Origin of the sequence: Chitinophaga sp. 22620 (genome assembly GCF_052044405.1) — a bacterium.
In the GTDB taxonomy this organism is placed as follows: Bacteria; Bacteroidota; Bacteroidia; order Chitinophagales; family Chitinophagaceae; genus Chitinophaga.
In genome coordinates this window covers 853,975-875,036 of sequence record NZ_JBQEMV010000003.1, presented here as the reverse complement: position 1 = coordinate 875,036, position 21,062 = coordinate 853,975, and the positions used below count along the sequence as shown (strand labels likewise).

The window sequence follows — 21,062 nt, the reverse complement described above, 5'->3', positions numbered from 1 at the left end:
TGCGTTATGCTCAACCGAAGAACCCATCTCAAACTGCAACAGCTGCGCATGATAGTGGTCTCCTGGCTGGTGATCGGGTTCCTGATCGCAGTGTACGACCATCTTGTGCTGTATACCGGCAATTCCGCCGGTCCCTCCGCCGCGTATTCCTTCCCGCGGTCCATCGTAGTGAATATGCTGGCCGGGCTGATCGGCGCCCTGCTGGGCGGCAGCTTCCTGGTGTTTTACATTCACGAGCGGTTCCGCGATAAATCTTACGGCTATACGATCCTGGCCGTAACCCTCAGCTTTGTGCTGGTGATCCTTATCATCAGCGTGGTGCTGCGTTTTGTAGCGAATGCCGACACGGCAAGACTGTTCAAGAACGGGCTGGTATGGGCCGTGGTGGTGGCGGTCACGCAGCTGCTGATGCAGATCAACAGCAAGTTCGGGCCTGGCGTATTCTGGGCTATCGTCCGTGGCCGGTACAATACACCGCGCGAGGAACGGCGCATTTTCATGTTCCTCGACCTTAATTCTTCCACCACTATCGCCGAAAAGCTGGGCGATAAAAAATATCATGCTTTCCTGAAAGACCTGTTCACAGACATTACCAACCCCATCGTGGACAGCCGCGGCGAAATTTACCAGTACGTGGGCGACGAAGTGATCGTGGCCTGGAAGTACGGGGAAGGCGTGGAGAACAGCAAGTGTATCCAGTGCTTCTTCGACATCAAACAGCACCTTGAAAGCCTGAGAAGCAAGTACATGGCCCGTTACGGCATCATGCCGGTGTTCAAGGCCGGTATTCATTCCGGCAAGGTGGTGGCCGGCGAGGTGGGCATCATTAAAAGAGATATCACTTATTCCGGCGATGTGCTGAATACGACTTCGCGCATCCAGGGGCTTTGCAAGGAATACAATGCGGAGGTGATCGCTTCCGGCGACCTGATGGCCGAACTGCGGATCACAGGGCATTATGAAGCGCAAACGCTGGGCAGCATCAGGCTGAGAGGGAAAGAAAAAGAAATGTTGCTCGTGGCGCTGCGGCCCTTGGCGGCGGGAGTACAGATGTAACGCCGGCACGATTCATTCCAGGAAACAAACGTTGGTGCTGCTGATGAAATACCCAAGCGACAGGCTGTATTTCCGGAAGGCTACCAGCTCTTTCGTAACGAAGTATTTGAAGGGGAAAAAGTTGAGGTTGACATTCTTCAGCAGCGGCAGCTTGCAGAACTTGGTGTGGCTGTGCCTGAACACGGGCTTGAGCTGGAAAGCGCTCAGGAAGCGCCTCAGCTTGGAATGCGTCATGTGATTCAGCTCCAGGTACTCCGTCATCAGGTCGTTCACACCCACCAGCTGTTTATTCCGTTTTTGCAGCAGCCTGCGCACCCAGCTCTGCGGCAGGTATTGCACCCATGGTATCCTGATCACCGATTGCAGGTGAGACGCGTGCGGCCCTTCCCAGGGCGGGTAGCTGATGAAAATGACGCCGTTCTTTTTAAGATTCCGGTGGATGAGCGTGCGCAGGATGTTGGGGATCCATTCCGGCTTGAGATGTTCGATCACATCGCTGAGAATGATGTAATCGTATTGTTTGTCTACCGGCTGCTCAATTATATTCCGTACCGCGAAATCCACATTGGTAATGTTGTGCCGGCGTTGCAGTTCCTGCGCAATCTGGATGTGATTCGGATCGAGGTCCACGCCATCCACCCGGGCGCCGGTTTTGGCGGCCAGCCAGAGCGTGAGCCCGCCCATGCCGCAGCCAAAATCGAGAATGTCTTTGTTGGCCAGGTCGAATCTTTTCTGCAAAAAATGTTTGTCCAGCCAGAGGTGCGACTGGTTGCCGGAGAAATTGTTTTCGGCATACGAAAGGCCCTCCTGGAATTGTTGTTCGTTCATCATTGCGGGTTAAATTGCAGGGTTAATTGAATCAGTGGTTTGGATCGACAGCGGAATGGTGGAAATTAAAGCGAAAAGGTCCTTGCCTTTTTGTACTGGATGCAGGTGAAAGTAAGGTATTTCCATATCCCGGCAAAATAATCCGGAGGGAGGTTAACAGCAGTAAAAGCAGTGCCCTGCCCGTTTTCAGGGAACAGGGCGCTGCCAATCAGAGGGAAATCATTTTAATCGATCACTTCAATGCCTTCCATATTATCCAGCCGGGCAATGAGGCCCCAGCCGTAGAAGTTATTGGAAATGCCGACGAGCAATTCATTTACCCCTTCTTTCAGCGGCAGATCGAAATGCGCATTGTCTGTAGAAAGGCGCCCCAGCGGCGGTTTGCTGGCGGGTGTGCCGAATATGTTCTTGTCGGTATACAGCGAAATGCCATTGATGTACAGCCATATCTCATCGTTGAAGCCCAGTTCTACACGGCGTGTTTGCGCCTTTGGCGTTTTCAGCTTCACTTTCAGCCACACCAGCCTGCGGGCGCCGCGCGGCGTTTGGCCATGAAGGCGGGTAATGTTCACCAGGCCCAGGCGTTCGGCGGTGATATCCGTCCATTGTTCCTTCAGCTCGGGCGCCTTATAATCGAAAGGTTCCTGGCCAACGGGCAGGTCTTTCGGCTGGGAGATCTTCCATTTGCGCAGGAACCGCGGATCGTTATAGGTTGGGTCCGATTCCGGCTCCGGGCTGAGGCTACCCACCTGGTCGGGCCGTACGATGAGGTTGGCGATCTTGCCGGATCCGTCGAAGGCCAGCGCGCCGGATTTGGTGTTGCCCATCAGCTGGGGGATCACCAGCGCAGGGTGTTCCATGTTGTTCACGTACGCGAGCATGCGCTGGCCGGAGATCACCAGTTTAAAGTGGTTCCATTCGTTCTTTTTAACATCGGCGGGGCCCTGGTAGTTGGGCAGCAGGTCCCAGAGGTTCACCCCGTCCAGGAAAGGCGCGTATTGCACGGCTTGCATAGCGTTGGGAATACCTTCTACGTGGGTGCGGAGGTAAAAACATTCTGTTTCCAGCGTGTCTTTGCGCCGGAAATAAAAAGCGGCGAAAGCCGGGCCTTCGGGCGCCCAGTCGAATTCAATGGTGCCGTTGGTAAAATTGAGGTCTTTTACGACTGCTGCATTGTTTGGTGTAAGCAGCTGGATGGCCGGCTTGGATTTGAACTCCGTGAAGGTTGCCGTACCGGCCTTTGTTTCCCAGCGTTCGGGCGTCATAGGAACACGCACTTCTGCGGGCATTTTCTTTTGAGCGGATAATGAATGGGCGGAAGGGAGGAATGCCAGTGCGATGATAACTTTTTTCATATCGGATTTTTTTTAAACTTTGAATGCGGACGGAAACGACCTGGCCAAAGATTGGAAGAATGAAAAGAGAGCGTATTCCAAACCCGATTCAACTTCGTGCAAGTTCGTGCACGGAGTTAAAAAACTGAGTATCAATGAAAAACAATAACGACGCTGCATACCTCGCCGCTTGTTGCGAAGCGATAGAAGGTAAGTTGAACTGGGGCACGAGCGCGGTGTGGACGAACCAGGACTTTGAAAATCTCTCTGAAAGCATCCTCGAAGCCACCGGCGTTACCCTGAGCAGCACCACGCTCAAACGCATCTGGGGCCGGGTGAAATACGACAGCGCGCCCACCGCCACCACGCTCAACACGCTGGCGCAATACCTGGGGTTCGAACACTGGAGGGCTTTCAGGCAAAGCGTGGAAAAAACGGCGGTCGCACAGTCCGGCGGGAACTTCAGTTCGGGCAACGGCGGGAACAATACCGGCGCCGGCTATATACCCGCCGCCGGCGGCGATCCGGGTAACAGAGAGACGGGAAAGGCAGTTATTTACAACAAAAGCACCCGCTTCGTATGGGCTGCCCTCGGCTTTGGAGTGATCGTCGTCACAGCCATCCTGGGCTTCAATTCCATCCTGAATAAAAAAATAGCGGCAGCCGAAAGCCCCGCTGTAAAAACGTACCAGTTCTCCAGCCGCAAAACCGTTACGGAAGGCGTTCCCAATTCCGTCATTTTTGATTATGACGCATCCGCCGCGGCCGAAGACTCTGTTTATATCCAGCAGAACTGGGACCCCACCAGGCGCATAAAAGTTTCCAGGAACCAGCGGCAGGCCACTTCGGTGTATTATTACCCCGGCCATTTCCAGGCCAGGCTGGTAGTAGGCGGCGAAGTGGTGAAAAAGCACCAGCTGCTGATCACTACGAAAGGCTGGCAGCCTATGATCGAGCAGCAGGGCGTACCGGTCTATTTTGAAGAAAAAGACGCTGTAAAAGGCAACGAAATGGGCCTCAGCGCAGCGCAGATCAGGGCGAAGAATATTCCCATGCAGCCGGATGCGCCCTGGGTGCGTTACAGCAAAATAGGCGGCTGGGATTCGCTGGGCGCAAAAAATTTCCGGTTCGAAGCGGAAGTGATCAACGACTATGGCGAAGGGTCTGCCGTTTGCCGGCACACGGAAGTTTACCTGCATTGCGCCGGCAGCGCCATCATCATACCGCTCGCAGGCGTAGGCTGCGTGTCTGACCTGAACATCATGGTGGTGGATAAATTCGTTTCCGGGAAAGAACATGATCTCTCCGGCCTCGGCGCAGACCTTTCCCAATGGACGAAAGTAGCCTGCGATGCAAAGGACGGGCTGGTGACCGTGCGGGTGGACGACCGGCCGGCCTACCAGGTTACGATCGGGGAAGATATGAAGATCGTGGGCGTTAGTTTCCGTTTCAAAGGAACGGGCAGGGTGAGGAATGTGAAGCTTACGGAATAACCCTATATTTAAAAATAATTCCAGCGTCTATGAATAAGCGGCAGGCCCTTGTTTCCGGCTTCATTGTTTCCTGCGTGATCATTTTATCCCAATGCACCGGCAACCGCCCGGCAAAAGAAACGGACCTCCGCGGCGAACAATATGCCAGCCAGGCTTCCTGCGTTACCTGCCACCAGGCTGTTTACGATGCTTATCTTCAAACCGCGCATTTTAACACCTCCGCCGGGGCCGGCGAACAAACCGTAAAGGGCAGCTTTACAGCGCCGGGGAATACCTATCATTATACCGAAGAAAAAATGGTGGTCATGGAAAAGCGCGACAGCGGCTTATTCCAGGCCAGTTACGAGAAAGGTGTGCCGAAAGAAGCGCGCCGTTTTGATGTGGCCATCGGGTCAGGGAGGAAGGCGCAGACCTTTTTGTACTGGAACGACGGTCAATTTTTCCAGCTGCCGGTATCCTGGCTGGTTGGGGCGGGCCAGTGGGCAAACAGTCCGGGTTTTCCGCCCACCCATCCCAAGTTCGACCGTAATATTCCCAGCGCCTGCTTTGGCTGCCATACTTCCGCGGTGGGCATCAAAGACACGAAGATCGAAGGGTTGCAGATCAGGGAAACCTTTCACCGCGACCGCACCGTGTACGGTATCGACTGCCAGCGCTGCCACGGCCCCGCTGCCGCGCATGTGGATCATCACACCGCGCATCCCGGCGAAAAACAGGCGCAGCACATCACGCGCATCAGGGCGCTGTCCAACCAGCAGCGGCTGGACCAGTGTGCGCTCTGCCATTCAGGCCTCAGCACCGCCCAGCAGTCTGTTTTCGATTTCAAGCCCGGCGACGACCTCACCGACTATTTTTTTCCGGACATCGGCATGCCCGCAAAAGCCACGTCGCTGGACGTTCACGGCAACCAATACCAGCTGTTCACCGCCAGCCGGTGTTTTATGGAAAGCAAAGACATGAACTGTTCCAGCTGCCACAACCCGCATACCCCTGAAACCGGCAATATGCGGGCATTCTCCCGGCGCTGCATGAATTGTCACCAGGCGGGCAGCAAGGCTTTTTGTACGCTCGCTTCCCTGCCTGTGGCCACGCTGTCGCAGAACTGCATAGACTGCCATATGCCGGCGCTCCCCAGCAACGCGATCACCCTGCTCACCAACGGCGCGGCCAATCCCACGCCGGACTCCGTGCGCACGCACCTCATCACGCTGTACCCTGAAGAAACCAGACGGATCATCGCCATGCTGAAAGGGCGGTAAGTTGCATCAAAAAAAAGTTCTATGCCACGACGGACGGGCATAGAACCAGGGAATACAACGGACGCTATGAAGATCATTTTGCAGCGCCTGCGGCGGCGGTCTCGATCACCTCGCACACGGCTTTGGGCTGACTCATAAATATCACATGGCTGCCTTTTACTTCGGTAACGGTGGCGCCTGCACGTTTTGCCATGAAACGCTGGCCGTCCGGGTGAATGGACTCATCTTGCGTAGCCACCACGTACCAGCTTTTTTTGGCTTTCCAGGCCGGGCTGGCGATCACCGCGCCAAACACCGAAGCCGCTACAGGTACCTGTGAATCAGCCATGAATGCGGCTTTTTCCTTCGGAAGATCTGCACAGAAACCGGAGTGATACTTTGTTTTGTCGTACCAGACGTAACCGTCCTTATCCGGCGGCAGGTAACCGGCTTTGGGCGTGGGAGGGGCAGACTGCAGCAGCTTCAGCAGCGGTTCGTTGGCATCGGGAGCAAACGCGGCGATGTACACCAGCCCGGCCACCTGGGGGTGATTGCCGGCTTCGGTGATGATGGCGCCGCCATAGGAGTGGCCTACCAGCAGCACCGGCTCGGTGATCTTGTCCAGCACGCGGTGAACGGCCGCCACATCGTCCGGCAGGCCGGTGTTGGGATTGCCGACAACGTGCACGATGTAGCCTTTTTTGGAGAGGATCTTATACACATCCTCCCAGCCAGAGCCATCGGCAAATGCGCCGTGCACCAGCACAATATTTTTCAGGGGGCTTTGGCCTGCGGCGAGGCCGGTTTGCAGGATCAGGATAAGCAGCGCGGCGATGCACTTCGTGAGGAGGACGCCGTACCGGGAAAGGGTTCTTTTTTTCATACTGATGAATTTTAAAAAAGTGTGAAGCGGATACCAGCAAAGCTATCGCGCTTGCCGGGGGCCAACAATATCCCGATAGTGTATAATGATGCGGAATTGCTATTTTTACTTTCCTAAACCCGAACCTATGTTTAAACAGGCTACTAACCTGGAAGAATTGCAGCAGGATCTCGCATACAATCTGCCGGAGTATTCCTTCTCGCACGAAAAGAATTTATTTGCAAAGTATATCCTGGCTAAAAAGACGGGGCTGTTCGGCGCGGTTATCAGCGTGAAGGACGGGAAGATCACCGTAAGGCCGTACAATCCGCCCTCGCTGGCCGCGGTTGGCGGGGCGCTGGCGATCCTGGTCACGAGAATGGTCAATAAAAAATACTTCAAAGCCAGGAACGAGCTGTACGAATACCTGAATGTCCATTACCAGGATGTTGAAAAAAAATCATGACAGACCGCAGAAACAATTGAGATCCCGCTCTTGCAGGCTTACAAACAAACGACATTACAATAAGCCCTGCTGCGCAGCTGTTTTGATCAGCGCGGCCACATTCTTCACTTCAAATTTCTGTAATAGGTTCCGGCGGTGGGTTTCCACGGTAAGCGGGCTGAGCGATAATTCTTCCGCGATCCCCACGGTGGTTTTGCCGTCGGAGATGAGCTGGAGTATTTCTTTTTCCCGCCGGGTGAGCTGCGGCATTTGTTTCAGTTCGTTCACGCCCGGCCGCGCGATGATCTCCTTCACTTCCCGGCTGAAGGTCACCTGGCCGCTGAGCGCTTCGTTGATACAACTCATCAGTTCCTCGCCGGAAGCGTTCTTCAGCAGGTAGCCGCTCGCGCCGTTCTGCAGCATCTGCATGATGATGCTCCGCTCGCTGTGATTGCTCAATGCCAGCACGCAGGTGGAAGGGGAGAGCTGCTTGATCTCCTTGCAAAGGTCCATGCCGTTGGCGTCCGGCAGCGTGATGTCCAGCAGCACAATGTCTGCCCGGTTATTTTTAAGGAAATCCATGATACCCGCGCCTGTAGTGAAGCAGCCCGCAATGCGGATGTGCTCCCTGTTTTCCAGCAGCTTCTGCAGGCCTTCGATCACCACCGGGTGGTCGTCTGCAATGGCCAGCGCTATCTTGTCGTTATGCAACATGCAATTCTATGTTTATAGTGGTTCCTTCGTTTTCCGCGGAAATGATCTCCATATTGCCATGCAGGTAATCCACCCGGCGTTTCACATTACCCAGCCCGATGCCTTTGGCGCGGGATGCAAGCGCGGTGTCGAAACCTTTGCCATTGTCTTCGATGGTGACCAGGAAAGTATCGCCGTTCTGGCTGCATTGCACAAGGATGTTGCTGGCATGGGCATGGCGGGTGGCGTTGGTCAGCAGCTCCTGCACGATGCGGTAAATGGTCACCTGCGTGTCTTGCGGGATGGACGATTCGATACCGAAAGACTGGTAGCCGATCTTCACGGCTTCTGTCATCATAGATCCGCAGAGGTCTTTCAACGCAATGTCCAATCCGAATTTCAGCAGCGCTTCGGGCATCATGTTGCGCGCAATGCGCCGCAGCTCGCTGATGGAGGAATCCAGCTGGCCGATCACTTTGTGTAGCTCGGAGCCGTTGCCCGCGGCTGGTGCTGAGGAGAGGCCGGTAAGGTTCATTTTTACCCCGGCCAGCATGCCGCCCAGGCCGTCGTGCAGGTCGCCGGCCACCCTGCGGCGCTCGCGTTCTTCGCCCTGCAGCATGGCCTGGCTGAACTGGATCTCCTGCCGCTGCTCTATCTCCCTGAGCCGCTGCTCCGCCAGCTTTTTGTTGTTGCGGTAGAATAACCAGGAGAATATGGCGAGCACGAGCAGGAACATACTGGCCGTGCCCAGCAGCCAGGTGATCAAGCGGTTGTTCCGGGCGGAGAGTTCGGCTTTTTCCCGTTCTATTTTCAGCGCGGCAATTTCTTTTTGTTTTTCGGATGAGCTGAACTTGATCTCCAGCGCATGGATGTCGTTGGTGAGCTTGCTTTCGTTCACGCTGTCGCTCAACTGGCTGTAGCGTTTCAGCCATTTGTAGGCCGCCGGCATGTTGCCGAGGTGGGCGTTGGTTTCGGCAAGACCGTTAAATACCTGCAGCCGGTTGCTGATCTGGCCCATCATTTCGGGCTGCTCCGCCAGGGAGCTCAGCACGTCGCGGGCATTCGTATAGTCCTTATCGTTGAAGTGCGTGTAGAACTTTTGCAGCAGCAGGCGCTGTTCCTCGTAACGTTTGTTGTACTGCCGGGCGAGGGCCACGCCTTTGTCTATACTGGCCAGCGACTTCCTGAAATCCTTCGTTTCGTCGTAATACATGCTTTCGGCGGTGTAATAATCGATGTAAAGTTCTTTGCCGGGCCAGCCTGCCAGCAGTTTCCAGGCACTGTCCAGCATGGCTTTCGCTTCGGGGTATTTTTTATCGAGCACGTAGTTCTCCGCGCCGGTGTTGTAGGCCACGATCAGGTCGCCGGCGGAATATTTGGTCCTGAATACGTTGATGGATTGCAGGATGTAGCCGGTTGCCTTGCTGTATTGCATGGTGTTCTTGAACACCAGCGAAAGGTCCAGGTAATTTTTGCCGACGGCAATGGTATCGCCTGCCTGCTGCGCCAGCGGTATGGCTTTGTGGATGAGGATGTCGGCGAAGCCTTCTTCGTCTCCCGCGGCCTGCCGCAGTATGCCGATGTTGCGCCAGGTTTTGGAACGGAAGCTGATGGCGTCTTTGGTGCTGAATTCCCCCAGCAGGCTGTCCGCCTTCATAAATGCGGCTTCACTGCCGGCGGGATCGGAAGCGCCGTAGAACAGCACGCCTTCGTAGAAATAGGAAACGGCGTGCAGGAAAGGGTATGGTGCGGCTGCTTTCCGGCCCTGGTCAAGGTTTTGCCGGGCAAGGGCAGGATCGCGGAATGCGTAATAATAGGAAAGGAGCAGGTGGGCGGATGCCTTGCTGCTGTCTGAAGCGGAGCGCTGCGTAATGTGCAGCAGACTGTCTGCATACTTGCTGCGGGTGGATTGCGCCCTGCCAAACAGGGACGCACACACGATGAGGCAGGCCAGGCATATAGTTCGTTTCATGAGGGCAAATAAACAATAAATGTTGAACATTAGTTTCCGGTACCGCGAATATACCGGAAAACCAGTAGACGAAATTCACTGTTTGGCGGTATTGATGAAAGGCGCATGCGCCGGTACCTTTGCGCTTGTAAGCAGTCCTGACTATATCTCCTATACCCCCTGAATGCAGAGAAAAACTTAAACATACATAAATGAAGTACCTATCATTAAAGAAAAGTTTCTCGGGCGTTATTGCCATTTTCGCCGCTGTTACATTGTTTGCCTCCTGTTCCGATAAAGACCCGGTAAACCCGATGGCCGGTTATCCGAAAGACGTGAATATCGAATACAGGATAAAATCTTCAACACCGGGAATAACAAAGGCGGATGTTGCTTACGATAACCAGACGGGTGGCAGATCTACCCTTGATGATGCGGCCTTGCCCTTCTCCGTGAAATTCAAACGAAAAGTGGAGTATGGCACCACTATCGCCATTTCCGGGCATAATAATGCCGGAGGTGTAATAGTGATCGAGATCCTGGCAGATGATAAAGTCGTAAAGACCGAAACTTTTACCGCCACCAGTTACGTGGGAGGCACAGTAGTATACGGATTTAATTAAAACGGTTTTCAGTAAACGGAAACCCCACAGTTTCACAAAAAAACAAAACAGCGAATGCCTTGTTCTTCAAGGCATTTTTTTTTGCCTTTCGGGAAAAGACCTCAACAATTCCTTATTCAGGCACGTTTTTATGGGTATGATCTATGCCGGCGCCGGCGTTGGAAGGCGTTTTTCCGCTTTTCTGCGGCCTCCGCCGGTTGCCTTGTACTGCGCGAATGCAGTACTGCATGGAGTTTAGCTGGTGTGTGACCTGTTTTCATGATCCCGGCGCGGCGCCGCTGCCCGGAGAAAAGTGGAAATACGGTACACACTCTGTATCTCATCATACTCATAAAAATCATCACTATGGCAAAATCCGCAAAGACGGCTGCAAAAGCTCCGGCCAAAAAGAGCGCAGCGTCTCCCGCTACATCCAAACCCGCTGCGAAGCCCGCCGCCAAAGCAGCAGGGAAACCGGCGAAGGCTGTGGCCAAACCCGCCGCGCAGGCCGCAAAAGCGCCCGCTAAGCCTTCCGCCGCAAAATCTGCTTCAGGCGTGGCAACCGGCCTGAAAGCCCCGCTCACACCCAGCGAAATGCTGGCTAAGCTGGTCGGCAACAAACCCATGCCACGCACGGAGATCACCAAAAGGGTATGGGAGTATATCAAGAAAAATGATCTGCAGGACAAAAAGAACCGCCGGATGATCAACGCGGACGAGAATCTGAAAGCCATCTGCGGCGTCAGCCAGTTTTCCATGTTCGACCTGCCCAAGGCGCTCAATAAACATTTGAAGTAGCCCGCCGGACCAATGTTGTTTGCCGGTTATATTGTTTTATGACCGGTTATCAGTTTATTTGATATGTAATAGTACTATGTATAAAATGGTACTATGTTTTGTCTAAGTTTGTGGGACTTAAACCCGCCACAACTTATGCAAAAACATTTCCTGTTCGTTTCAATGGTCTTACTGACGGCCACAGGCTTGTCCGCCCAGGATAACGACCGGCAGCTTACTGCGCTTATCCTGGAGAAGGACAGTCTTTTCTGGCATACTTACAACACCTGCGACATAAAAGGTTCCGAAGCCTTTTTTTCAGACAGCGTGGAGTTCTACCACGACAAAGGCGGCATCACCCTCGGGCTGGATGCGTTGACGGCTTCTTTAAAGAACGGCCTCTGCAAGCAGCCGGAAGAATTCCAGCTGAGAAGGGAAGCGGTGCCCGGCACGGTCAGGGTTTTCCCCATGAAAAAATCCGATGTCATTTACGGGGCTATCATCAGCGGGGAACACTATTTCTACATCAAGAAAAAGGGAGAGCCCGAACGCCGCGACGGCTGGGCAAAGTTCACGCACCTCTGGCTGAAACAGAACGGCGGGTGGAAAATGACCCGTGTGCTCAGCTACGATCATGCACCCGCGCCTTTCCTCAGCACCCGCAAGGCGGTAGTGCTGCCTGCGGATGTGCTGCGCAGGTATGCCGGCAAATATAAAGGCCCTCAAACCGGCACCGCCGAGATCCGTGCCGTGGAAGGCGCGCTGCTGGTCGCTGCCTACGGTAAAGAATTCAGCATTTATCCTGAAAAAGAAGGCGTCTTTTTTATGAAGGAACGCGATATCGTATTCGAGTTCACCAATGACAATAAGCTGCTGGTAAAGGAAAGAGGGGAAGTGGCGGAAGAGCTGGTGAAGGAGTAGCGGAGGATTTTGTTATAACATTACAAATCCCCGGTAACAAGATGTGCCCGGGGATTATTTTTTTATCAGTTTCAGTTATTGTAAGCCGGGGCATAAACCTCATTTACGAAGTCTTCCGCTGTTGTTGGCGTGGTAGTTGAATCGTCCCTTTTTTGATAATTCATGTAGCCGGTTTTAATGGCCGTTCCCATTTCAATCAGGTTATCGACAAAATCTTCTGAAAAACCGTTGCTTAAAAATGTTTGCTTTACCTGCTCTACAGGTAACTGCACATAAGGCAGGTCAGGATTGCCGACAGCCCTTCCGATAATACCCGTAAACTCCCTGTAGGTATAGTCTCTAGGCCCCATCACGGCATGAACGCTTTTACCCTTGAAGTCAAGGTCCGCTAAATGCCCGGCGGCGATCTTTGCAACATCTTTTGTGGCAACCATTGGTATGGGATGGTCGCCATCTGCAGTTGTGCCATTGACGCCCATTTTCTTAACCATACCTATTGTTCTTAAGAAGTTTTCCATAAAATAGGCAGAACGCAGATGCAGCACGTTTACACCGTCCAGCTGGTTTAGCCTGACTTCCTGCTCGGCCGTCCCGCCCATGATGCCGTTCCCTTCGTGCATATGGGATCCGAGGCTGCTCATATTCACGATGTACCTGATGCCGGATTTTTCGATGGCTTCAATCAGCGTGCCCGTAACCTGCCTCTGGTAGGCCCTTGTATGCTCAGCCTTGACGTCGTCAGGCAATAAAACGAAAGCGCTGTCGGCATTTTTGAAGGCATTTGTCAGCGTTTCCAGATCGGTAATATCTCCTGCAATGACTTTCGCGCCCAGGCTGCAGTATTTTTCCAGCTTTTCAGTGTGTCTTGCCATCAACGTTACCTGATGCCCCTCGTTTAAAAGGATTTCCGAAATTTTACTACCTACTGTTCCGGTGGCTCCAAGGATTACTATCTTCTTTTTCATTTTCGTATTTTTTAGGTTTTTTTAATTACCTGCTATACAAAGGTCTTTTCTCTAAGGAGGATAAACTTGTATCAGATCACTGTTCTTATTTTTGGTTGCTGCCTTATCAGGCCGTAAATGACTTATAAAAAAGAGGCACCCTCATTTTGCAGGTGCCTCTGGTAACATATCTGTATTGTTGGATAGAGCCGGATTAATGGATCTGTATTAAATCGCTATTCTGCTTTAATGCTTTAGGGGGCATTCCAAACATTTCGTACATATACTTATTTAATTGGGGGAGGTCGTAAAAACCAGTGTCGTAGGCAATATCGGTAAGGCTTCTGGCTTTATCGGTAAGCGCAAGATAGACAGCCTGGCGTAACCGTGTCCACAGTAAATACTTAGACAAACTGCTGCCGGTTTGTGCTTTAAAGAGCGATGCCAAACGGGATGGAGAAAGAAAAACGATATCGGCAAATGTTTGTGGAGTTATGTTTTGCTCAGAATAGTTAGCCTTGATGTATTCTACTATTCTTGTAACTCTTTCATCATATTCAGCAGACGGCAATTTAGAGAGTAGAGAATCGACTATTTTGTTGATGTCTGAACTGTCTTTTGGCATCCCAAAGAAGGAATTTATTGCTGACGGCGAGTCGAAAGCGATACACTCCTGATTATCCTTAAATCGACCTGCCAGTTCCAAACCAATATTTGAGTAGGGTTCTATATTTAAAACGCTCAATGTTCCTTTTTCAGCAACGCAAAAATGTGCAACATGCGGTTTTATTAAAAAGCCATGAATCCGTTCGTGCAGCTGCCCGCTGATAGTTGAAGTAAAAGGGGTATCGTTTGATAGTACAATTTGATATGCGGAATGGTGGTGAATCTCCACAGTAAGATTGTAGGCTTTAAGAGCAAGAATAAACGGGTTCTGTTTTGTCATGTAACTTATTTAAGTCTATGTCAAAATTCGGGAATTTTAGTTGATCCCCGCCCACCATTGGGTGAACTGCTGGGCGGTATCTCCCAGGTTCACCTGCTCGCCGATAAAAGGCGTAACCAGCGGAATGCCCGCCGCTTTGCCCAGTTCCGATATTCTGGACAGCGGCTCGTCCCAGGCGTGATTGGCCAGCATGAACTTGGAGGAATGCACGGGGAAAAGGCGTTTGGCCTTCAGGTCCCTGGCAGCCTGCACCACTTCTTCGGGCATGGAATGAATGTATTTCCATTTCGGGTCGTACTGCCCGTTTTCAAGTATCGCGAGGTCGAACGGGCCGAATTTATTACCGATCTCGGCGAAGTGGGTGTCGTAGCCACTGTCGCCGCCAATGTAGATCTGCAGGGTAGGCGTCTGCAATACGTACGACATCCACAGGGTATTGTTCCTCGTAAAGCCGCGGCCTGAAAAGTGCCTTGCCGGCGTGGTATGCACGGTAAAACCGTCGCCCAGCGGCACTTCCTGGTGCCAGTCCTTTTCGATCAGCTGGTCGCTCGAATATCCCCAGTGTTCAAAATGGGAGCCTACGCCCAGGCCGCAGATCACTTTTTTTACTTTGGTCCGCAGCTGGGTAATGGTCTCATAATCCAGGTGATCGTAATGGTCATGGGAGATGAAGAGGTAATCGATGTCCGGCAGATCGGCCACGGTGTAAATGTCCGCCCCGTTGAAGGATCGGGTGGTGCCGGGGATGGGAGAGGCGTTGCCGCTGAAAACAGGGTCTACCAGGAAGCGTTTACCGTCCGCCTGCATGAAGTAAGACGAATGGCCGAACCAGACCAGCGCATCCTTGTCTGCAGGGAGGTTCAGCAGGTTTGTCCTGATAGAAGGCAGGCTGTCTACCGGCCTGCGGCGCGGCGATTTCTTAAAAAGCACTTCCCAGGTCACTTCAAAATAACCGTACCCTTCGGTGAGCGCGGGTGTAAGGTGGATGTTCTGGAACTTGCCGTCTTTATAGTTGGGCGATCTTTTCATCATTTCCAGCCTTTCCCCGGCCGGACTTTTACCGAACTTGCTTTGTTTCATGTATAAAAAAATTATGAGAGTGAGCAGTACGAGCAGGCTCAGTACCGCCAGGAATATACGTTTGAAGATGCGGAGTATTGTTTTTCCCATTTACAACAGTTTAAGACTGTTGTTTCAGTAGACGAACAGGTCGGGGGAATATTTTAAGGCGGGCAAAAAAAAAGACCCGCGCGCCGCGCGGGTCTTCAGGGAGTTTTCAGGAAAGCGGGAAATAGTCGCCCGGGCGGAGGTAGAAATCTTTCCATCTTAACTGGGTGCCATCGTCGTAATCATGCTCCTGGTTGTAGGCGATGATCACTTCGCTGCTGTACACGGAAACGGAAGACGGGATGTTGTACCCGCCGCTGCCTTCCACGTACCCTACGATCTCGTAATTCACGAGCAGGCCGCTGGGAGGTGAGTAGGGAATGGTGGCGTTGAGGTCTTCATAGACCCGGATGGCCACATCGCCGTACAAGCCGGGGCCGCTCTGGTACTCGTTGATGTACCCGAGCCAAACGTAGGCGTCCGTGAGGGTTTCGGATCCCTGTTTGATGGCCACCTTCAACATGCCGTTGGCCATTTTGGCGACAGGGACCAGCGTGGGATGGTGGAGCTTGTTGATGCTTGATTCGATAATACGCCCGGGGTGGAGGGTTTGGGCGGAACCTGCGTTCGCGGGCATGGCAAACGCCTGGTGCAGCGCCAGCATTAGCAGCGTGCCTGCAAGGAAAAGGGCTTTTTTCATGTGGGTGGAATTTTAAATGATTAACAAATGATGGCCGGGGGCTTCCGGCCTGGGATTTTTGGGTTGCCTTTTTTGGGCATTTTAAGATAAAAAGATTATTCCATATGTACAAGCGGGAAATAGTTGGTATTTAAGTGCTGCGATACACAAAAGGCAAAGACCCGCGCTTTCGCGCAGGTTTGCCCCGGCAGGAGATCTCCGCCGCTTCAGGGCTCAGGCCATGGCTCCATTCACTGCAATGACTTGCCCGGATATCCATTTCGAATCGTCTGATGCGAGGAAAAGCACCACCCTGCTGATGTCTTCAGGCTGCCCCAGGCGGTTGAACGCGTTCATGGCGGCGATCCTGGCCATTACTTCTTCCGATTTGCCCTGCGTAAAAAGATCCGTTGCCACGGGGCCAGGCGCAATGGCGTTCACGGTGATGCCCCTGCCGATCTCTTTGGCGAACACCCTGGTGAGCTGGTCTACCGCCGCTTTAGAAGCAGAATACACGGCATAGGAGGGCAGCATGAGCCTCACCGTGGATGAAGAGAAATTGATGATGATGCCGTTGTCTGCGAGTTTAGCGGCGGCTTCTTTCAGCGTTAAGAAGGTGCCTTTTACGTTGATGTCGAAGTGCCTGTCGAAATCCGCTTCCGAGTTATCTTTCAGCATTTTTGTATCCATGATGCCGGCGTTGTTGATCAGCACGTCTATGCGGCCGAATTCTTTCAGGGCGGCGTCGAAAAGGGCGGTCACGTCTCCGGCTTTGCTCACGTCAGCTTTTACGGCGATGGCGGTACCGCCGTTGTTTTTGATGTTTGCCACCACATCGTCTGCCGCTTTTGTATTGCTGGAATAGTTAACGATCACTTTTGCGCCCGCTGCTGCGAGTTTGGCGGCCATATCCGCGCCCATGCCTTTGGAGGCGCCGGTGATCAGTATCACTTTATTGTTTACGGTGCTCATAATATTGATTTTGAAGTTTGAATGAAAAAGGATGTGATGATGGTTATTGATTCGCGCCGCCGTTTACCAGCAGGTGCTGCCCGTTTACAAAAGAGGAAAGTTCGCTCGCGAAGAACTCCGCCACGTTGGCCACATCTTCAACTTCCGCCAGCCTGCGCATGGGGGAGGAGCTGATGAGGGAAGCCCTCAGTTCGGGATAGGCGCCCGGGTCTGCAAATATACCTGAATGATCAACGGCAAAAGGAATAATTGAGTTCACAGTTACGCCGCGGTGGCCGATCTCCTGTGCCAGCACATCCACCAGGTAACGAGGGGTGGTTTTGCTGCCGCCGTATACGGCCATGCCCGGGATGGGGAAGCTGGTGGTGCTGGATGCGATGTAAATGATCCGCCCTTTGTCCGCCACATGTTTGGCCGCCTGCTGCATGGTGAAATAAGAACCTTTGGTGTTGATGGTGAACACCCGGTCGAACTGCTCTTCGGTGAAATCGGTCACCATGGTTTCCACCAGCTCAATGCCCGCATTGGCCACCACGATATCTATCTTCCCGAAAGCAGCCAGCCCTTCGGCGAACAGCCTTTCGATCTCAGCAACCCTGCTCACGTCAGCCCTTACCAGGATGGCTTTGGCGCCCATAGCGGTAACGTTGGACAATACTTCTTCGGCGGAACGCTGGTCCCGGCTGTAATTCAGGATGAGGCTGGCGCCGAGGGCGGCGTATCTTTCGGCGATAGCTTTACCAAGACCGCGGCCGGAGCCGGTGATGAGCGCAACTTTGTTTTCGAGCGTTTTCATGTTGAGTGCTTTTTTTGTTTTTGTTTGTGTGTGATTGACGATACAAAGTTGCGGAAAGCCGCTCCCGGAAAATTGTAATATCCTCAGCAAGACCTGCGAATTTCTCAGATCAGGAATTCGGGGAATGATATATCTTAGGTTGTATGAAAAAGGAGAAGATCAAGGTATTTGATACGCTGTTCGACCAGTATCAGGACATGGGGCTGAGCCCCGTTTTCCACGGGAAAGAGAGCAACTTCACCATCTTTAACCTCAAAGAAGTGTTCCTGGAACTGCCTTTCCACGCGGAAACCAGCCGGCTGAACTTCTTCGTCTTCAATTTTACCAAACAGGGCCATGGCACCTATACGATAGATGAGGAGCAATACGAGATCAAACCCAATTGTTTTTATTTCACCAACCCCGGGCACTACCGCTCCTATACATGGACGGAAATAGAGAACGTCATGCTGGTCACTTTCAGCGAGGCGTTCCTGAAAGAGCACGTCCACCCGCAGATATTCGACCAGTTCCCGTTCCTGCTGGCGGAGAATTTCCCGGTACGGAACCTGGACGAGGAAGTGTTTGCCGAATTCGAGCGCATCTATACGCAGATACACAAGGAATATGTTTCCCGATCGCCGTACCGCAACCAGCTGATCGGGCATTTGTTCGTGGTGCTGCTGCTGAAGATCAAAGAATATTTCTGGGAAGATTACAATCCCATCAACGAGGGCAACCGCAGCTCGCAGATCGTGAAGAAGTTCCGCCGCCTGCTGGACCAGCATTACCGCGACTTGAGCGCCGGCAAGGCAGACAGCATCCTGCACATCCAGGATTATGCGGACGATCAGAACCTTCACCCCAATTACCTCAGCACTGTGATCAAAACGAAAACGGGCAAGTCCATCGGCACCTGGATCATGGAGAAGAATATGGCGGAGGCGAAATCGCTGTTGCAGCACACGGAGCTCTCCATCAAAGAGATCGCCTACCGGCTGGGCTTCAGCGATCCCGCGCATTTCAGCGGGTATTTCAGGAAAAATGCCGGGGTAACCGCGCTGGCTTACAGGAAGGGAAGCTAGGGGCATAACAAAAGGCCCGCAACGCCTGCAGGCCTCCGTTCAGAAATTAATTCTGCTATAACGACATCCCGCCGTCCATCAGGAAATCGGCGCCTGTGATAAAGCTGGCCGGCTCGTCGCACAGGAACGCTACCATCCGCGCCACGTCTTCAGCTGCGCCCCATTTACCGAGTGGTATGTGGTTCACCAGTGTTTCAGAAAGCAATTTCAGCGTTGCTGCATCGTAATTACCTTTATTCAGCACTTCCGTTTTGGTAGGGCCGGGGCTCACGGCGTTCACCCTTATTTTCCGCGGGGCCAACTCCAGCGCGGCGATCTTCATCACTGAATTGAGCGCCGCCTTGCTGGCGGAATATACGGAGGAACCAGGGCCGCTCATGCTGGCGGTATTGGAGGAAAGGAACACCACCGAAGCCCCGTCTGCCAGCAACGGAATGAATTTGCTGAGCGTAAAATAAGCCCCTTTGAAGTTGATGTTCATGATATCGTCGAAGTGCTTTTCCGTGGCCAGTTCTACCGGGGAAGAAGCGGCAATGCCGGCATTAATGAAGAGGATGTCCAGCTTCCCGAAACGGTTCCTTACTTCCTCCACCAGGCGGCCCGTGTCGTCCAGGCTGGACTGGTCCGCTACAAACGTCATCACGCCGAGTTCTGCCGCGGCCTTTTCCATGGCTTCCCTTCTCCGGCCGGTTATGATCACTGTTGCGCCCCGCGCTTTTAATTCCTTTGCCGCAGCGTATCCTATGCCACTGTTGCCGCCCGTGATCAGGGCTGTTTTGTGCTGTATGCTCATTGGTTTGTCAATTTTATGATTGCAAGGCCAAAGTTACCGGCCAATTGGTATAACTTTGTAACCAGTATAACGCATGATACCAATGAGCAAAGCAATAGATGAAATACTATCCAACCCGAGGAACCAGTCGGAGGAGGTACAGGCCCTGCAGGACACGATCTATGTGATCGGCGGCAAATGGAAGCTGCCCATCATCAACTCTATTTGTAACGGCAACAGGCGTTTCCGGGAAATAGAACGCAGCATCCCGGGCATTACCACGCGCATGCTTTCGCGGGAGCTGAAGGAAATGGAGCTGAACAAGCTCATCAAACGGGTGGAAGACCCGGATTTCCCGACCAGGGTTGAATACATGTCCACGGAATACTGCAAGTCCTTCGGCGGCATTATCCTCGAAATGATCCGCTGGGGAAAAGAGCATAAAAAGAAGATCAAAGGGAAATAACAAAAGCCGCACATTACGTGCGGCTCTTTACAAATATGGCAATGCTTTTAGTTCTTTTTTAAGATCTCTTTATAAGTCCTGTCATATTTCTTCGTGGTGTCCAGGAACTCCTTCGCGATCTTTTCCGTCACCTGCACGGGCGGGTAGTTCTGGCCGAACATGCTGGTGGCGAATTCCATCTGGAAAAGCAAACGTTCTCCCTTCTCCAGCGGCTTGCCTTTGTGGAAGCCGGAGGTGTCCACCGCCAGTATAGTGCCCGCTTTACCCGTGATCTCTTCGAAATCGGCGGCGGGGTAATTGGCCATCAGCTCTTCATCGGGTATCCTGCCGTCCCTGCGTACGGGTTTGGGTTTGACGCGGTGCGATTTTTTTACGTAACAGTGGGGGCCGTTGTAGGTGTCCACATCAGAAAGGTAAATGAAGAATTTGAGGAATTTGATCCTGTCCATATCAAAATGGTACAGCTGTGCGGCGCCGGACAGGTCCGTGTTCCGCCTGGCTGCGGTGCTCCACCACATGGTCACCAGGTCCAGCATGGGCCTGGGGCCAAGGTATTCCTGCGCCACGGCCAGCGCGGTAGGGTCCGTGAGCAGCGATTGTATCACCGGCGCTTCGAACAGGGATTGCGCCGTGAAATCGTATACCGGGCTCACGGGCTGTTCACTGCTGTATACCACCGGCGTTCTGTTGCCCGCGATACGGGGAACGGCGGGCGTTGTGCGGGCGAACCGGATCAGCTCGTCTACCTTTTCCTGTTCCAGCGGGCGGGGGAAAATATAAAAACCGTTTTCCCGGATGGCCTGGCTTATCTGTTTTATTTCGTCCTGCGAAAGCGTGCCCAGTATGCCGGTAACCTGTGGGTCAAATTTATATTTGGGCATGAAGGCGGTTTCCAGCGCGGCGGCGATGTTGTTGAAGCGGCCGTTCGTTTTGCTGAACAACCTCCGCATGCTGAGATAAGCTGCTTCGGGTGTTTGTTTTTCCTTTTTGTATACGGAATAACCTTTGAGAAATATCCGTACATCCTTGATCAGGCTCATATATAGGCGTTTATGCTGTCAGCGGAGACCATATCCTGGCTTTACCTGACCGGCTTTAATATATTTCAAAAATACA

General features: G+C 52.8%; 22 protein-coding genes. 9 read left to right on the top strand and 13 right to left on the bottom strand.

Annotation, left to right across the window (positions count from 1 at the left end; all coding sequences use genetic code 11):
* Positions 1–6: 6 nt before the first annotated feature.
* Entirely contained in the window at positions 7–1,056 is a 1,050-nt protein-coding gene (locus ACTJIK_RS19030; RefSeq protein WP_440649018.1) for an adenylate/guanylate cyclase domain-containing protein, read from the top strand.
* Positions 1,057–1,068: 12 nt separating this feature from the next.
* Here ACTJIK_RS19030 and ACTJIK_RS19025 read toward each other — a convergent pair whose 3' ends face one another.
* A complete protein-coding gene (locus ACTJIK_RS19025) occupies positions 1,069–1,887 on the bottom strand; it encodes a class I SAM-dependent methyltransferase (RefSeq protein ID WP_440649016.1) in 819 nt (272 codons plus the stop codon).
* A gap of 221 nt (positions 1,888–2,108) precedes the next feature.
* Entirely contained in the window at positions 2,109–3,239 is a 1,131-nt protein-coding gene (locus ACTJIK_RS19020; RefSeq protein ID WP_440649014.1) for a hypothetical protein, read from the bottom strand.
* Positions 3,240–3,373: 134 nt separating this feature from the next.
* Between ACTJIK_RS19020 and ACTJIK_RS19015 the strand changes: the two genes are divergently transcribed.
* Both ACTJIK_RS19015 and ACTJIK_RS19010 read left to right on the top strand, forming a co-directional pair.
* The gene (locus ACTJIK_RS19015) at positions 3,374–4,711 is read left to right on the top strand and encodes a hypothetical protein (RefSeq protein ID WP_440649012.1); all 1,338 of its coding nucleotides are present in this window, start codon (positions 3,374–3,376) and stop codon (positions 4,709–4,711) included.
* Between the two features lie 29 nt (positions 4,712–4,740).
* Positions 4,741–5,970: a multiheme c-type cytochrome gene (locus ACTJIK_RS19010; RefSeq protein ID WP_440649010.1), complete on the top strand. Its 1,230-nt coding sequence runs from the start codon at positions 4,741–4,743 to the stop codon at positions 5,968–5,970.
* A 73-nt stretch (positions 5,971–6,043) separates the two neighbouring features.
* On the opposite strand, the gene ACTJIK_RS19005 is transcribed toward ACTJIK_RS19010, so the two are convergent.
* Positions 6,044–6,832, bottom strand: coding sequence for an alpha/beta hydrolase (locus ACTJIK_RS19005; RefSeq protein WP_440649008.1), 789 nt, complete (start codon positions 6,830–6,832; stop codon positions 6,044–6,046).
* Between the two features lie 127 nt (positions 6,833–6,959).
* Between ACTJIK_RS19005 and ACTJIK_RS19000 the strand changes: the two genes are divergently transcribed.
* Entirely contained in the window at positions 6,960–7,277 is a 318-nt protein-coding gene (locus ACTJIK_RS19000) for a hypothetical protein (RefSeq protein ID WP_440649006.1), read from the top strand.
* 54 nt (positions 7,278–7,331) lie between these two features.
* Here ACTJIK_RS19000 and ACTJIK_RS18995 read toward each other — a convergent pair whose 3' ends face one another.
* Both ACTJIK_RS18995 and ACTJIK_RS18990 read right to left on the bottom strand, forming a co-directional pair.
* Complete coding sequence (locus ACTJIK_RS18995; protein WP_440649004.1) at positions 7,332–7,970, bottom strand: response regulator; 639 nt, start codon at positions 7,968–7,970, stop codon at positions 7,332–7,334.
* Positions 7,960–9,921 carry a tetratricopeptide repeat-containing sensor histidine kinase gene (locus ACTJIK_RS18990; protein WP_440649002.1) on the bottom strand — a complete coding sequence of 654 codons (1,962 nt, stop codon included), beginning with the start codon at positions 9,919–9,921 and terminating at the stop codon, positions 7,960–7,962. Before ACTJIK_RS18990 ends, ACTJIK_RS18995 begins: the two co-directional genes overlap by 11 nt.
* A gap of 191 nt (positions 9,922–10,112) precedes the next feature.
* On the opposite strand from ACTJIK_RS18990, the gene ACTJIK_RS18985 reads away from it, so the two are divergent.
* The 3 genes from ACTJIK_RS18985 to ACTJIK_RS18975 all read left to right on the top strand — a co-directional run bounded on the left by ACTJIK_RS18985 (position 10,113) and on the right by ACTJIK_RS18975 (position 12,200).
* A complete protein-coding gene (locus ACTJIK_RS18985) occupies positions 10,113–10,523 on the top strand; it encodes a hypothetical protein (protein WP_440649000.1) in 411 nt (136 codons plus the stop codon).
* Positions 10,524–10,868: 345 nt separating this feature from the next.
* Positions 10,869–11,300, top strand: coding sequence for an SWIB/MDM2 domain-containing protein (locus ACTJIK_RS18980; protein WP_440648998.1), 432 nt, complete (start codon positions 10,869–10,871; stop codon positions 11,298–11,300).
* A 135-nt stretch (positions 11,301–11,435) separates the two neighbouring features.
* On the top strand, positions 11,436–12,200 hold the full coding sequence (locus tag ACTJIK_RS18975; protein ID WP_440648996.1) for a nuclear transport factor 2 family protein: 765 nt from the start codon (positions 11,436–11,438) through the stop codon (positions 12,198–12,200).
* Between the two features lie 71 nt (positions 12,201–12,271).
* On the opposite strand, the gene ACTJIK_RS18970 is transcribed toward ACTJIK_RS18975, so the two are convergent.
* The 6 genes from ACTJIK_RS18970 to ACTJIK_RS18945 form a co-directional block, all read right to left on the bottom strand.
* A complete protein-coding gene (locus ACTJIK_RS18970; RefSeq protein ID WP_440648994.1) occupies positions 12,272–13,165 on the bottom strand; it encodes an NmrA family NAD(P)-binding protein in 894 nt (297 codons plus the stop codon).
* 193 nt (positions 13,166–13,358) lie between these two features.
* Complete coding sequence (locus tag ACTJIK_RS18965; RefSeq protein WP_440648992.1) at positions 13,359–14,090, bottom strand: helix-turn-helix domain-containing protein; 732 nt, start codon at positions 14,088–14,090, stop codon at positions 13,359–13,361.
* 36 nt (positions 14,091–14,126) lie between these two features.
* Complete coding sequence (locus ACTJIK_RS18960) at positions 14,127–15,260, bottom strand: MBL fold metallo-hydrolase (protein ID WP_440648990.1); 1,134 nt, start codon at positions 15,258–15,260, stop codon at positions 14,127–14,129.
* 106 nt (positions 15,261–15,366) lie between these two features.
* A complete protein-coding gene (locus ACTJIK_RS18955) occupies positions 15,367–15,897 on the bottom strand; it encodes a hypothetical protein (RefSeq protein WP_440648988.1) in 531 nt (176 codons plus the stop codon).
* A 213-nt stretch (positions 15,898–16,110) separates the two neighbouring features.
* Positions 16,111–16,848 carry a glucose 1-dehydrogenase gene (locus tag ACTJIK_RS18950; RefSeq protein WP_440648986.1) on the bottom strand — a complete coding sequence of 246 codons (738 nt, stop codon included), beginning with the start codon at positions 16,846–16,848 and terminating at the stop codon, positions 16,111–16,113.
* A 43-nt stretch (positions 16,849–16,891) separates the two neighbouring features.
* The gene (locus tag ACTJIK_RS18945) at positions 16,892–17,644 is read right to left on the bottom strand and encodes an SDR family oxidoreductase (RefSeq protein ID WP_440648984.1); all 753 of its coding nucleotides are present in this window, start codon (positions 17,642–17,644) and stop codon (positions 16,892–16,894) included.
* A gap of 143 nt (positions 17,645–17,787) precedes the next feature.
* Here ACTJIK_RS18945 and ACTJIK_RS18940 point away from each other — a divergent pair, with 143 nt between their 5' ends.
* The gene (locus ACTJIK_RS18940; RefSeq protein WP_440648982.1) at positions 17,788–18,708 is read left to right on the top strand and encodes a helix-turn-helix domain-containing protein; all 921 of its coding nucleotides are present in this window, start codon (positions 17,788–17,790) and stop codon (positions 18,706–18,708) included.
* A 55-nt stretch (positions 18,709–18,763) separates the two neighbouring features.
* Here ACTJIK_RS18940 and ACTJIK_RS18935 read toward each other — a convergent pair whose 3' ends face one another.
* Positions 18,764–19,501 carry an SDR family oxidoreductase gene (locus ACTJIK_RS18935; RefSeq protein ID WP_440648980.1) on the bottom strand — a complete coding sequence of 246 codons (738 nt, stop codon included), beginning with the start codon at positions 19,499–19,501 and terminating at the stop codon, positions 18,764–18,766.
* 82 nt (positions 19,502–19,583) lie between these two features.
* Between ACTJIK_RS18935 and ACTJIK_RS18930 the strand changes: the two genes are divergently transcribed.
* A complete protein-coding gene (locus ACTJIK_RS18930) occupies positions 19,584–19,946 on the top strand; it encodes a winged helix-turn-helix transcriptional regulator (protein WP_440648978.1) in 363 nt (120 codons plus the stop codon).
* 47 nt (positions 19,947–19,993) lie between these two features.
* Here ACTJIK_RS18930 and ACTJIK_RS18925 read toward each other — a convergent pair whose 3' ends face one another.
* The gene (locus ACTJIK_RS18925) at positions 19,994–20,986 is read right to left on the bottom strand and encodes a phytanoyl-CoA dioxygenase family protein (protein ID WP_440648976.1); all 993 of its coding nucleotides are present in this window, start codon (positions 20,984–20,986) and stop codon (positions 19,994–19,996) included.
* Positions 20,987–21,062 lie beyond the last annotated feature (76 nt).